We start from the raw sequence: 13,483 nt of genomic DNA on the forward strand, positions 1-13,483 counted from the left end.
AGCGTGTCTCGTGACCTCGTGCGTCCGGCCCGGCTGTGCGGGCCGCATCATGGGCACCGGCTACTGCGACACCTGCGGCCACCGGCACGCCGAGCCGCGCACCGCACCGCCGGCCCGGCCCCCGGCCGGCACCGCCGAGGAGCCCGCCGGCCCGGCCGCCGTGCACGCCGTCGCCGGGATCGGCGGACTCGACCAGCACGGACTGGTCGTCCTGCCCGAGATCCCCGAACCCGGCAAGGTGCTCATCGACAACCCCCAGCCGCCCACCGGGGGCCGCCGCTGCGGCGCCGACGGCTGCACCATGACCATCGGCGTCGGCTACGGCGGCCAGGCCGGCCACCCCACCGGCCACTGCCCCCGCTGCGGCAGGCCCTACGACCTCCGGCCCCAGCTCGCCAAGGACGTCGTCGTCGCCGGCCACTACAAGGTGCTCGGCTGCCTCGCCCACGGCGGCCTCGGCTGGGTCTACCTGGCCGCGGACACCCGCGCCGACGGCCATCGGGTGGTCCTCAAGGGCCAGATCGACGTGCACGACTCCCTCGCCCGCCGCGCCGCCATCGAGGAGCGCCGCTCCCTCACCGACCTGCACCACCCCGACATCGTCCGCATCGTCACCTACGCCGAACACCCGGCCCTCGACGGCTCACCCACCGGCTACCTGGTCATGGACTACATCGGCGGGCGCTCGCTCCAGCAGCTCATCGACGACGACGAGGTCGAACGGATCTTCCACGGCCGCCCCCGGCTCGACCACGTCCTCACCTACGGCTGCAAGATCCTCGGCGCCCTGGAGTACATGCACGAACGAGGCCTGCTCTACTGCGACATGAAGCCCGCCAACGTCATCCACTTCGGCCGGACGATCAAGGTCGTCGACCTCGGCGCCGTCCGCGCCATCGGCGACCGCACCTCCACCTACATCTACACGGACACCTTCGCGCCGCCCAAGGAGGAGATCGACCGGCGCGGCTGGCACATCGACACCGACCTCTACACCGTCGGCATGACTCTCCAGGCCCTGGCCCGGCGCGCCGAGCCCGCCCGCGGCCTCGCTCCCGACTCCTTCCACCGCCTCATCGCCCGCGCCACCCACGAGGCACCCGGCGCCCGGTTCCGCTCCGCCGCCGAGATGTCCCGCCAGCTCTGGGAGGTGCTCCGCGAGTTCCGCTCCCTGCAGTTCGGCGAGCAGCTGCCGGAGAGCTCCACCCGGTTCCGTGCCTCCGGAGCCCGCCTCGACGCCGGCCTCGGCGCCATACCCGCCCTGGACCACTGGACCGGCCGCTCCGGCGAGCGGCCCACCGGACTGGACGTCTCCCCGCCGCCCGCCGCCGAGGTGGCCGGCGCCCTGCCCGAGCCGGTCCCCGACCCCGACGACGGCGCCGCCCTGCTGCTGGACTCCTTCCCGCCCGACGCCCCCGACCGGGTCGCCCGGCAGTGGCCCCGCGAATCCCGCCTCGGCACCCCCGAGACCGCACTGTGGCTGTGCCGCGCCTACCTCAGGAAGGGCGAGGAGCAGGCGGCCGACAAGTGGCTCACCGAGGCGGAGACGCTGCTCGGCGAACGCGCCGCCCACGACTGGCGCATCGCCTGGCACCGCGGCGTCCTGCACCTCAGCAGGGGCGAGGTGGCCCTGGCCGACGCGCGCTTCGACGCCGTCTACGGGGCCCTGCCCGGCGAGTACGTGCCCAAGCTCGCTCTCGGCTACTGCGCCGAGCACACCGGCACCGACCGGTCCGGAGGCCGGCGCCCGGTCCGGGCCATGCGGTACTACGAGGCCGTCTGGAAACGGGACTCCGCGCACACCGCCGCCGCGTTCGGCCTGGCCCGCGGCCACCTGGCCGGCGGCGACCGGGACGCCGCCGTCCACGTCCTCGACGAGGTCCCCGCCACCTCCCGGCACCACGACGCCGCCCGCATCGCCGCCGTACGCATCCGCGCCGGCATCCTGCACGGCGACCCGCCCACCCCGGCCGGCCTCAGGGACGCGGCCCGGCGGCTGCCCGACCTGCGCCTGGACGGCGGTGCCCCGAGCGGCGAGTCCCGGGCCCGGCTGATCGCCGAGGTCCGCGAGAACGCCCTGCACAGCCGGCCCGCCCAGGGCTGGGGGCCGGACTTCCCCGCCGGGGACCTCCTCGGCTCCGGGGACGAGGACGGCCTGCGCATCCGGCTGGAGCAGTCCTTCCGGCAGCTGGCCGCCCAGGCCACCACCGCCGGGGAACACGGGCGGCTCCTCGACCTGGCCCACGCGGTCCGGCCGATGACCACCTTCTGACTTCCGGCACTTTCTGGCACCTTCTGGTGCCTTCCGACTACTTCCTGACCACCTTCCGACCACCCAGGGAAGAGGCACCGATGACCGTGGCCGAGGAGACCGAGGTGACGCTCGCGGTCGGCCAGCAGAAGGAACTCGCCGTCGCGCCGGACACGGCCGTGCGGCCTCCCGACCGGGAGATGCACGCCATCCTGGAGATCGGGGTCAGGAGCCCGGACCGCCCGGCCCGCACCGGCGCGCCCGCGCCCGGCACCGGGCCCGCGCTCGCCGAAGTGCTGATCATCGACACCTCGCGCTCCATGCTGCACCCCGCCGCGAAACTGCACGCCGCCAAGGACGCCACCGTCGCCGCGGTCCGGATGCTGCCCGACGGCACCGCGTTCGCCGTGCTCTCCGGGCACTTCGACGCCACCCTGGTCCACCCCGGCCCCGGCAGCGCGGTGCTCGCCGTCGCCGGTCCCGCCGAACGCGAGGCCGCCGAACGCGCCGTGCGGATCCTGGACGCGGACGGCGGCACCGCCATCGGTACCTGGCTCGACCTCGCCCGGCGGCTGCTCAGGGACCAGCCCGCCCCCGTCAAACACGTCCTGCTCCTCACCGACGGGCGCAACGAGCACGACCACCGGGCCGCCATGGCCCTGGACACCGCCCTCGACGCCTGCGAGGGCCGGTTCGTCTGCGACGCCTGGGGCATCGGCGACGACTGGGACGCCGATCTGCTGCTGCGCATCACCCGACGGCTGCACGGCCGCGCCCGCGCCGTCCGCGCCGAATCCGAACTGACGGCCGCGTACGAGGAGTTGGTGGCCGGACTGCTCGGCACGGCGGTACCCGAACTGCGTGTCCGGATCACCCCCACCCCCGGCACGGTGATCCGCGAGGTCAAACAGGTGGTGCCGAACGAACAGGAGCTGCCCCCCGTCCCGGCCGCCTCCGGCGGTCGCGGCGTGGAGTACGTCACCCGCGCCTGGGGCGACGAGGTACGGCACTTCCAGGTCGTCCTGACCGCCGACCCCACCGGCCGTGAGACCGGCGAAGACCTCCAGCTGGCCGCCGTCGAGGTCGTCGTACCCGACTACGGCCGGCCGGTACGGCTGCCGGCGCCGCAGCCCGTCCTGGTGCACTGGACCGACAACCCCCGCGACGCCTCCCGGGAGTACCCCGGGGTCCGCCGGCACGAGCTGTACCAGCAGGCGAGCGCCGCCGTCGCCGGCGCCTACCGGGCCTGGCTGCGCGGGGACGACGGCCGGGACACGGCGGACCGGGAACTCGCCCGGGCCCTCGCGCTGGCCGAAGAACTGGGCGACACCCAACTGCTCGGCGCCCTGCAGCTGATCGAGGCGGCACCGGGCACCGGCCGGGTCCGGACCGGCCTGAAGGACGTCGACTGGCAGCACCTGATCCTCTCCAGCGCCCTGACCACCCCACCGGAACCGCCGGCGGCCACACCTCGGACACCCGCCCCGCGGGCGGCCGGCCCGGACGCGGCACACGCCGCCGCGCGGCCCCCCGACGGCCGGCCCGCCGAGCCCGCTGCCGCCGCCCCACTCGGCCCCGCCGTCCCCGTCCGCCCCGACGGGCTCGTGGAGTGCCCGGTCTGCCAGTGGCTCGGCCCGGCCGAGTCGGTCTACTGCGGGGGCAGGTGCGGCCGGCTGCTGAGGGGGGCGCCCGCATGAGCACCGACAGAGGGACGACCCCCGGACCGGAAAGCCCTTCAGGCGCCGGCACGCCCACCGCCCCCTCCTCTTCCGTACCGCGCCCGCGGGCGCGCCCGGCCGATCGCCGCGTGCCCCGGGCACCCCGCCTTCCCGCACGCCTGCTCGCCCGGCTCCCGGGCGCCGGTCCGCGCCCGGCGGACGGCGGCAGTACGACCGCCCGCGACCTCACGGTCCGCCACCGCCTGCTGCTGGCCCTGTCGGCCCTGCTCACGCTCTCCCTGTTCGTGTCGTACCAGGGCGTGCACGGCGACGCCGACCCGCTGCGCACCTCCAGCGCCCCGGCCGTGCTGTCCCTCGACACCGCCCTGTACGCGCTCGGGGAGGCCCAGCGGGACGCCGGTGCGCAGGCCCCGACCAGCGACTTCCAGAAGCAGATCTCGGTCGCCGCGCAGAGCCTGTCGGCCGCCGCGGCGGAGGACGACCTCGGCGGGCCGGCGGGCCGCCAGACCCTGCAGACCATCGCCGGGCTGATCACCGTCTACGCCGTCAAGGTCCAGCAGTCCCAGCTGCAGCCCGACGGCAGCGTCCTGCGCGAGGCCTACCTCAGCTACGCCACCAGCATCCTGACCGAGGAGAAATCCGGGATACAGGGGCGACTGAAGGATCTGCGAGGGCAGCAGCGCGCCACCGTGCACCGGCAGACCTCGTTCGGCCCACTGCTGTGGCTCGCCTGGAGCGTCACCCTGCTGCTGACCCTCGCCCTCGGCGCGGCGCTGCTGGAGACCCAGCTCTTCCTCCGGCACCGCTTCCGGCGCCGCTACAACCGCCAGCTCATCGCGGCCCTCGCCCTGTCGACGGGCGGAGTCGTCACCGCCGTGCTGTTCACCGTGTGGACCCAGCAGGGCATGACGGACACCCGGCACCTGCTCGACCGCCACCTGGCCGGGCCGCTCATCCCCGAGGCGGGGCGGCACACCGCCTCGTACCTGGCGCACACCGGCTTCCGCGCGGCGGCGGCGGTGTGGATCCTGATAGGAGGCATCCTGCTGATGGCACTGGCCGAGACGGGCCTGCGGCGGCACATCGACGACTACCGGTTCAGGCCCCGGTGAGCGCGCACCCCGGCGGTCCGGCGACGGCCGCCCCCGGCACCCGGCGCCGTCCCTCCCGCCGCCTGGTCCGCACGGTCACGGTGGTGGCGAGCTGCCTGGCCGTCCTGGCGGCGGCCGTGGTGGTGGGGGTACGCGCCCTCGGACAGGAACCGACCGTCACCCTGCTGGCCAACTGGACCCAGGACGACGAGACGAACTTCCGGAAGGCGGTCATCGAGCCGTTCGAGCGGAAGTACCACATCCACGTCGACTACCAGGGCAGCAACGCCGAGAGCCAGGTGCTCGGCGCCGACGTCGAGGCCGGCACCCCGCCCGACGTGGTGGTGCTCACCGGACCCGGTGAACTCGCCGAGTACGCCCGCCAGAAGTACCTCCTGCCGCTCGAGGACCTCGTGGACACAGGGGATTTCGGCGACTCCTGGGCCAAGCCGCTGGCGGACGGGCACGTGTACTGGTTCCCGCTCAAGACCGACCTGAAGAGCATCGTCTGGTACCCGGGCGACGTCGGTGAGCAGCAGCGCGGACAGGCGGCGCACGAGCCGGCCCAGTGGTGCGTCGGCATGGGCTCCGGCGCCACCAGCGGCTGGCCCGGCACCGACTGGATCGAGGACATCCTGCTCCAGCGGTACGGCCCGAAGCTCTACGAGCAGTGGGCGCGCGGCGATCTGTCCTGGCAGTCGAAGCAGGTGAAGGACGCCTGGAAGACCTGGCGCGACCTGGTCGGCGCCGGCGGCGACCCCGCTCTCGTCCGGCGGGCCCTGACAACCCCCTTCGGCGCGGTGTCGCGGCTGGTCACCACGGAACCCCGGGGCTGCACCCTGGAGCACCAGGCCTCCTTCATCCGCGGCCAGAACGCCTGGCGACAGGCCCGCGGCCGCTGGTCACCCTCCGCCCCGCTGCTCGTCGGGGCCCCCGCCAACCGCGCCTGGGAGGTCTCCGCCGACCTGGTCGCCCTGCTGCACACCACCCCGGAGGCCAGGAAGCTGATCCGCTATCTGGCCTCCGCCGACGCCCAACGCGCCTGGGGCGCCGAGACGTCCGGCTTCTCCGTGCACGCCGACGTCCAGCCCGGCTCCGGCGGCCCCGACGCGGACTGGCGCGTCCCGCTGGCCCGCACCCTCCGCGACAAGAACGAGGTGCACTGCTTCGACGCCTCCGACGCGATGCCGCCCGCGGTGCGCGACGCGTTCGCCGAGGCGACCATCGAATTCCTCGCCGACCGCGACCACTTGGAGGCGCTGCTGCGTTCCCTGGACACCCTCAGCCGCACCTCGGGCCTGACCTGGCTGCCGTCGGTGTGCGCCCGCACGCCGGACTGACCGAGGGGCTCAGCCCCGCGTCCAGGGCAGCGTGAGCGCCCGCCCCTGCGCCCGGCCGCCTCGGCGGCCGGGCCGCGGGTGGCCGCCGCGCGCCGCAACTCCGGTACCGCCGCGGCCGATCCGGTGACGGCGGACGTTAGCGTGCGGTCATGACCAAGAGCAGCGGGAAGCGGAGCAGCAGCGGGAGCGGTGCGGACAGCGCCCCGGTGACGGGGGAACGTGCCCTCAACCGCGCCACCCTCGCCCGGCAGCTCCTGCTGGACCGTTCCCAGCGGTCGGCGGCGGACGCGGTGCGTCATCTCCTGGGGCTCCAGGCGCAGAACACCAGGCCCCCGTACTACGCCCTCGCCGCCCGGCTGGACGGGTTCGCGCCGGAGCGGTTGTCGGCGCTCATGGCCGGCCGGGAGGCGGCCCGGCTCGTCACCCTGCGGTCCACGATCCACACCCACACCGCCGACGACTGCCTCACGCTGCGGCCCTTCGTCCAGCCGGCCCGCGACCGGGAGCTGGGGAACTTCCGCGCTGGGCTGGCCGGTGTCGACCTGGACCGGCTCGCGGCCGTCGCCCGGGACCTCGTGGAGGCCGAGCCGCGGACCATGGCCCAGCTGCGGGAGGCGCTCGGCGCGCAGTGGCCGGACGCCGACCCGCGGGCCCTCGCCGTCGCCGCCCGCTGCCGGCTCCCGCTCGTCCAGGTCACCCCGCGCGGGCTGTGGGAGGAGAGCGGCCAGGTCGCCCTCACCACCGTCGAGCACTGGCTGGGCCGGCCCGCCGAGCCCGCCCCCGCGCCGGACGCCGTGGTCCTGCGCTACCTCGCCGCCTTCGGCCCCGCGTCCGTGCGCGACATGCAGACCTGGGCCGGGCTCACCCGCCTCAAGCCCGCCTTCGAACGCCTGCGCCCCGGGCTGCTGACCTTCCGCGACCCGAACGGAGTCGAACTCTTCGACCTGCCCGACGCCCCGCGCCCCGACCCGGCCACCCCGGCACCGCCCCGCTTCCTGCCCGAGTTCGACAACCTCCTGCTCTCCCACGCCGACCGCACCCGGGTCGTACCGCCCGCCCACCGCGGCCGTCACTGGCGCGGCAACCAGGCCTACCGCACCCTGCTCGTGGACGGCTTCCTGGCCGGGCTGTGGAAGCTCGACGGCGACAGCCTCGTCATCGAGACCTTCGAGCAGCTGACCAGGGCTCAGCGGGAGGAGGTCACCGCGGAAGGGGAGCGCATGCTCGCGGTGATGCATCCGGGTGCCGCGTACGACATCCGGTTCGGGGAGGTCGCAGGGTCGTGAGGGGGAGTCGTACGGCCGTGAGGGGCGTCGTACGGCGGTGGGAGGCCCCCGGTGGCGCGGGCGTATGCGGACGGGAACGTTCCGGCGGGGCCGTGCCGTTCCCCCTGGGTCACCCTGTCAGCGACCCTGGGAGCATCGTGCCCGACACGACGTCCGCACCCGCCACCACCCTCCCCGCCCTCCCCGTTCTCCCGTCCCCGAGTGCCCAGGCCGAGCGGCTGATCGAGCTGGGGGTGCACCGGATCGCCGGGCTGTCCGCCGCCGAGCTGCGCGCCCTCGCCGCGAGCGCCGAGGCCCCCGCGGATGGCGGGGTCCTGCTCGCCGTTCACCCGGACCGGGCGCCGGCCTCCGCTCTCGCGCCGCTGCTCCGCCGTGAGGACAAGGCCGGCTTCGTGGTCACCGACATGGCCGACGTCGACCACTTCGCCCCGCTGGACACGGTCGCGCTGCCCGACACCCCGCTCTACCTGCTCACCGGAGTCGACCGGGGTGACCGGATGGCCGACTGGAGCCCGGACGAGGCGCTGCCCGCCCTCACCGCCGAGGCCCGCACCCCGCTGCTGCTCACCGAGGGCATCCACTGGGTGCTCCAGCAGCCGGCCGTCCTGGAGCGCAACCACTGCTTCATGACGATCGGCTCCCGGCTGCGCAAGGCCGACGGGCGCCTGGACGCCCGAACCCCGGCGCTCTGGATCAGCAACGGCACCGGGCGCGACGGCCGCGAGCGCCGCAACGCCCCCAAGGTCGGCTGGTGCTGGGCCGGCAACCGGCACACCTGGCTGGGCTTCGCCTCCGCGACCGACCGCCGGACGGTGCAGCCGGATCAGGGCCGGCCACGTGGATAGGGGGCGGTTGCGGGCCGCTCGTGGTGGCTCGCAACCGCCCCCTGGCGGTCACCCGAGGGATACTCGGGAAATCTTCCGGGTCACGAGTTGACCTGCGCGGTCACCAGGTTCGAGAAGGTGGTCAGCCGGGTGTAGACACCCGGGTAACCGGCCTCCGCGCACCCCTCGCCCCAGGAAGTGATCCCTGCCAGGACGCCCCCGATGAGCAGGGGACCGCCGCTGTCGCCCTGGCAGGTGTCTACGCCGCCGGAGGTGTATCCGGCGCATACCATGTCGGACTGGACGAAGTCCGAACCGTAGGAGGAACGACAGCTGGAGTCGGACACGATCGGTACGGTCGCGGTCCGCAGCTGGTTGGAGGAGCTGCCGTTCTCCGAGGTGGTGCCCCAGCCGAGGATGCGGGCCGTGGTGCCGGCCGCGTACACGCTCGTCTGGGAGGAGGAGACGTACTTCGCCGCGGTGTACGGCATCGACGTCGAGAGGGTCAGTACGGCCACGTCGTCGCCGTTGGTGGCGTCCGTGTACGAAGGGTTGACCCAGATCCTGCTGACCCGGCTCACCGTGCCGTTGGTGCCGTTCAGGTACGTCCGGCCGCCGACCACCCGGACACTGCCGGTGGTCTCGCCGACCATGCAGTGCGCGGCCGTCACCACCTTCGTGGCGGACACCAGGGTGCCGCCGCAGAACTGGTTCCCGGACGCGTCCGTGATCTGCATCATGAACGGGTACGCGGTCGTCGTGGTGGTCGTACCGCCGACGATGGGCTGGGGTGCGGCGCTCGCCGTGGGGGAGGCGAGCAGCGCGGTCGCCGCGGCGGCGGCGGTGGCCACCAGGGTCGCGGCGGTCTTTCTGGCACGTGTGAGCCCGAACATGAGTCTCCTCAGTGGGGGTTGCACCGGTGGGGGGTCGCGCGGGTGTCGTGGGGGGTTGCACGGTGGGCGGGGGTCCCCCCTGGTCGAGCGAAGTCGAGAGCTCGGGGGAGGGACCGACCCCCCGTATGCCCGGGCGAGCGGCACGCCCTCTACGCTAGGACCCGGAACCCTCGGCTCCCAATGAGGGAACCCCCTAGGGGGTTGGGTGAGGGAAAACCCTCGGTCCGGTTCAGTTAACAAGAGCGCTCTTCAGGGCGCGCGGCGACCTGCCGCCAATCGGACGATGTCGACCCGCGATCGGATCCCCAGCTTGCGGTAGACCCGGGTCAGGGTCGCCTCCACCGTCTTCACGCTGATGAACAGCCGGGCCGCGATCTCCCGGTTGGTGGCGCCCTCCATGACGAGCGCGGCGACCTGACGCTCCATCGCGGCCAGCACGGTCAGGGCGGCCGGCGCGTCGGGCGCGGCCGGTGCCGGTGGCGGCTCGGGGGTGGTGCGGGATTCCTCCACCCGGCGCAGCCAGGGCACCGCCCGGCAGCGCCGGAACATCCGGGCGGCCTCGTCGTAGGCCGCGGGCCCGGGGACACCGCCGCGCAGCCGGGCCAGCGCGAAAGCGGCCCGCGCCTCCTCCAGGCCGTAGCCGAGCTTGCCGAGCCGGTCCTGAGCCGACGTCAGCTGGGCGAGCGCGGCCTCCAGGTCGCCCTGGGCGGCCCGCACCAGCGCCTCGGACCGGTCCAGCACGGCGAGGACGCTCTCCCGGCCGAGCCGCAGCGCGTGCTCCCGGCTGACGTCGATGACGTCCTGCGCCTCGGCGGGTTCACCGATCCGGACCAGTGCCTCGGCGAGGTCGCCCTGCCAGCGACCCCGGGCCGGGTCGGTGATGCCGAGCCCCAGTTCCAGGCTGCGCACCCGGCGCAGCGAGCGCACGGTGCCCGCCGGGTCCCCGGCCACCAGCTGGGCGTACCCGAGGGCGCCCAGCGCCCGGGACAGGTACATCTGGTCGCCGTCCTCCTCGGCGTGGTCCACCGCCTCCCGGGCGAGCGCCAGCGCCCGGTCGACATCGCCGCCGGAGGCCTCCGCGAGGGAGGTGAGCATCGCCGAGGCCGTCTCGCCTATGCCCGAGTCCCGGGCCAGCCGCAGGCTGTCGCGGGCCAGGTCGAGGGCGCGCCCGCAGTGCCCGGCGCGCAGTTCGGTCTCGGCGAGGCCGCGCAGGAAGTGCACCTCGCTCTCCACCGAGCCGCGCCGCCGGACCTCGCGCAGCAGCGCGGTGACGGTGGCCCGTGCCTCGGCCAGCTGGTCGCCCATGACCAGCCAGCGGAACCGGGCGCTGCCCGCGCCGTTGTGGTGCCAGGCGACCCGGGGGTCCTGGGGTTCCCTGAGGGCCCGTTTGATGGTGCGGGGCGCCTCCGGATGGCCCATCAGGGTCTCGGTCTGCGCCTGGAAGGCGAGGGCGAGCAGTTCGGTGCGCCGGTCCTGGCCGCGCGCGGCGAGTTCGGCGGCGTGCGCGGCGGCCTCCCGGGCCTCGGTGAAGTCGCCCTCCACGATCAGCGCCCGCCAGGCCAGCTGGTAGTGGACGAGGGCGAGCAGCCGGGGATCGTCGCCGGCGTCGGCGAGGGCCTGCGGGAAGACGGCGTCGACCTCGGCCATGGTGTGGCCGGCGGTGTCGATGACGACGATCCAGGCCCGCACCCGGTCGGCGGGCACGGTCGCCCGGGTGAGCACCTCCCGGGCGATGTCCCGGGCCAGGTCGACCTCGCCGGCGGTGATGGCGTCCTCGGCGGCCGTCAGCCGGCGCTCCTCCGGGCTCGGGGTGCCGTCGGCGGGGGTGTGCCGGGCGGCGAGCAGGCCCAGCTGGGCGGCGACCGAGGGCGCCCCGCGGTCCCGGGCGAGGGCGGCGGCCTCGGCGAGCCGGGCGGCGACCTCCGGGTCGGTGCCGGTGGTGGCCAGGGCCAGGTGCCTGGCCCGCTCTATCGGGTCGGAGGCGGCGGTGGACAGCGCCGCGTGCGCGGCCCGCCGTTCGTGCGCGGGGGCCTCCGCGTACAGCGCGGCGGAGATCAGCGGGTGCGCGAACCGTACGGCGGGCGCGTCGGGCTCGGTGGCCAGCAGCCCGAGTTCGGCGGCCTGGGCGCACTCGGCCTCGGCGTTCTCCCGGCCGGCCGCGTGCAGCAGAGCGAGGGTGGGGCGGGCGCCGGCGCTGGCCACCAGCAGGGTGCGGCGGGCCTCCACCGAGAGCATGTCGAGCCGGCTGAGGACGAGGGCGCGCAGCGAGGTCGGCACGGGCAGCGGCTCGCCGGGGCGGGGCGGGGTGGGGCTGTCGGCGAGGGCGCGGCCCAGCTCCAGCGCGAACAGCGGGTTGCCGCCGCTGGTGCGGTGGATCTCGCGGACCGTGGAGCGGGGCAGGCCGCCGTGGCCGCGGTGGTCGAGCAGCTGGGCGACCTGGGTGCGGGAGAGCGGGCCCAGCCGGACCGCGAGGGTGCCCGGCGGGCAGGCACGCAGATGACGGTCGTACTCCTGGCTCTCCTGCCCCTCCGTGCGCACCGCGCACAGCAGTTGCACCGGGGTGCCCTCCAGGCGGCGGGCGGCGAAGCCGAGGAGTTCGGCGCTGGCCGGGTCCAGCCACTGCAGGTCGTCGGCGACGACCAGGACCGGGCCGTGGGCGGCGAGGGCGCGCAGCGCGGAGAGCACGGCGAGGCGCAGGGCGAGGCCGTCGCGCTGGAGGCTGGACTCGCCGCGGCCGGTGAGCGCCGACTCCAGGGCGGTGCGCTGGGCGGCGGGCAGCCGGGGGGAGACCTCGTCGAGGACCAGGCCGAGGAGGTCGGCGAGGGCGAGGAACGGAAGGTGGGATTCGGACTCGGTGGCCGAGCAGCGCAAGACCGTGCGCGCGGTGGCGCCGTATTCCTCGGCCAATGCCCGCAGGGCCGTGGATTTCCCTATTCCGGCGGGGCCGTGGAGCAGCACACTGCCCCCCGAGGCGAGTTGCCCGCGGGCGCCGGCGAACAGCTCCTCGCGGCCGATGACCAGGTCGGGGCGGCACCTGGCAGGCTCCTGGAAGTCCCGTCGCACGGTCACCGCTCCCCTCGTGTGTCGTGTCCGGGCCAAATTCTAGGCAACGATCCTTGAAATTCGGACGGAAGCCGTGGTGAGGGAAATAACAAACGGGCAAGCAGAGGGAAATTCAAAGCGACACCGGATGAATGGGCAGGTTTCCTTACCGCCTTCGCGCTACGGCAGCAGTCCCGCCCTGCGGGCCGCGGTCACCGCCTCCCCTCGTGTGTGCGCGCCGAGCTTCCGCATCGCCGAACGCAGATAGCCCTTCACCGTCTCCGGGCGCAGCCCCAGCCGCTCGGCCACCGTCGCGTTGGTGGCCCCCGCCGCAACCCAGGACAGCACGTCCAGCTCACGTGGCGCCAGGGTCACGCCCCCGGCTCGTGGCGGCGCGGTCAGCAGACCGCACGCGGCCAGCAGTTCGGCCCGCAGCTGCGGGTCGGCGATCCGCGGCGCCAGCGCCCGCAGCGCCGCGTGCGCCTCGCGCACCTGTTCCCACGCTCCGCCCTGTTCGGTGCCGGCCGGCTCCGGCCGGGCCGCGGCCAGCAGCCCCCGGGCCTCGTCCCGCACCACCAGCGCCTGTTCCACGTCCCGTGCCGCCGCCACCGCGGCGCCCAGCGTGCGGTCGCCGAGCGGCTGGGCCGAGCGCAGCGCGCCGTACAGCACCCCGCGCACCCGGCGCCGTACCACCACCGGCACCGCGAGCACCGCGCGGATGCCCTCGGCGGCCACCGGTACGTCGTACTCGTGGCTGATCTGCCGGGAGCTGGAGTAGTCGGTCACCGCGCACGGCCGGGCCAGCGCCACCGCCTTGCCGCCGAGCCCGCTGCCGGAGGTCACCGCGAGCGAGCGCAGCGCGGCCGTCGTCGTGCCGCTCAGCTCGCTGATCCGGATCTGCGGCCGGCCGGACTCCACCAGGCCGCCGAAGGCGACGGGAAGCCCCGTCGCCCGCCGCAGCCGGGCCAGCGCGCCACCGATCTCCACCGCCCCCACCGCGTCTGCCGTCACGAACACGCCCCTTCGGCCGCCCACACCCCCGTTCGGGGGTAGTGAGACCTGCATCACGGATTAGAC

Annotated in this window: 9 protein-coding genes; 6 read left to right on the plus strand and 3 right to left on the minus strand. The window is 74.9% G+C overall.

Annotation, left to right across the window (positions count from 1 at the left end):
- The first annotated feature begins 10 nt into the window (after positions 1-10).
- From IEZ20_RS16560 to IEZ20_RS16585, 6 genes are all read left to right on the plus strand, one after another.
- Positions 11-2,272 (plus strand): serine/threonine-protein kinase, encoded by a 2,262-nt coding sequence (locus tag IEZ20_RS16560; protein WP_189299101.1) that lies wholly within the window; start codon positions 11-13, stop codon positions 2,270-2,272.
- An 80-nt stretch (positions 2,273-2,352) separates the two neighbouring features.
- Positions 2,353-3,948 carry a vWA domain-containing protein gene (locus tag IEZ20_RS16565; RefSeq protein ID WP_189299103.1) on the plus strand — a complete coding sequence of 532 codons (1,596 nt, stop codon included), beginning with the start codon at positions 2,353-2,355 and terminating at the stop codon, positions 3,946-3,948.
- A 110-nt stretch (positions 3,949-4,058) separates the two neighbouring features.
- Positions 4,059-5,042 (plus strand): GlnX family signal transduction membrane protein, encoded by a 984-nt coding sequence (locus tag IEZ20_RS16570; RefSeq protein WP_229896099.1) that lies wholly within the window; start codon positions 4,059-4,061, stop codon positions 5,040-5,042.
- Positions 5,039-6,361, plus strand: coding sequence for an ABC transporter substrate-binding protein (locus IEZ20_RS16575; RefSeq protein WP_189299107.1), 1,323 nt, complete (start codon positions 5,039-5,041; stop codon positions 6,359-6,361). The genes IEZ20_RS16570 and IEZ20_RS16575 overlap by 4 nt, the downstream gene beginning before the upstream one ends.
- 149 nt (positions 6,362-6,510) lie before the next feature.
- The gene (locus IEZ20_RS16580; RefSeq protein WP_189299109.1) at positions 6,511-7,647 is read left to right on the plus strand and encodes a winged helix DNA-binding domain-containing protein; all 1,137 of its coding nucleotides are present in this window, start codon (positions 6,511-6,513) and stop codon (positions 7,645-7,647) included.
- 137 nt (positions 7,648-7,784) lie between these two features.
- A complete protein-coding gene (locus IEZ20_RS16585) occupies positions 7,785-8,492 on the plus strand; it encodes a DUF5701 family protein (RefSeq protein WP_189299111.1) in 708 nt (235 codons plus the stop codon).
- Between the two features lie 80 nt (positions 8,493-8,572).
- Here IEZ20_RS16585 and IEZ20_RS16590 read toward each other — a convergent pair whose 3' ends face one another.
- From IEZ20_RS16590 to IEZ20_RS16600, 3 genes are all read right to left on the minus strand, one after another.
- The gene (locus IEZ20_RS16590) at positions 8,573-9,364 is read right to left on the minus strand and encodes a S1 family peptidase (protein ID WP_189299113.1); all 792 of its coding nucleotides are present in this window, start codon (positions 9,362-9,364) and stop codon (positions 8,573-8,575) included.
- Positions 9,365-9,613: 249 nt separating this feature from the next.
- A complete protein-coding gene (locus tag IEZ20_RS16595; RefSeq protein WP_189299115.1) occupies positions 9,614-12,433 on the minus strand; it encodes an ATP-binding protein in 2,820 nt (939 codons plus the stop codon).
- 153 nt (positions 12,434-12,586) lie between these two features.
- Positions 12,587-13,417: a response regulator transcription factor gene (locus tag IEZ20_RS16600; RefSeq protein ID WP_189299117.1), complete on the minus strand. Its 831-nt coding sequence runs from the start codon at positions 13,415-13,417 to the stop codon at positions 12,587-12,589.
- Positions 13,418-13,483 lie beyond the last annotated feature (66 nt).

This window comes from Streptomyces cinerochromogenes, assembly GCF_014648635.1.
In the GTDB taxonomy this organism is placed as follows: Bacteria; Actinomycetota; Actinomycetes; order Streptomycetales; family Streptomycetaceae; genus Streptomyces; species Streptomyces cinerochromogenes.

Bases quoted from the DNA above. Each gene is read 5' to 3' on its own strand.
- IEZ20_RS16565 (WP_189299103.1), top strand. From the start codon at position 2,353: ATGACCGTGGCCGAGGAGACCGAGGTGACGCTCGCGGTCGGCCAGCAG.
- IEZ20_RS16580 (WP_189299109.1), top strand. From the start codon at position 6,511: ATGACCAAGAGCAGCGGGAAGCGGAGCAGCAGCGGGAGCGGTGCGGAC.
- IEZ20_RS16590 (WP_189299113.1), bottom strand. From the start codon at position 9,364: ATGTTCGGGCTCACACGTGCCAGAAAGACCGCCGCGACCCTGGTGGCC.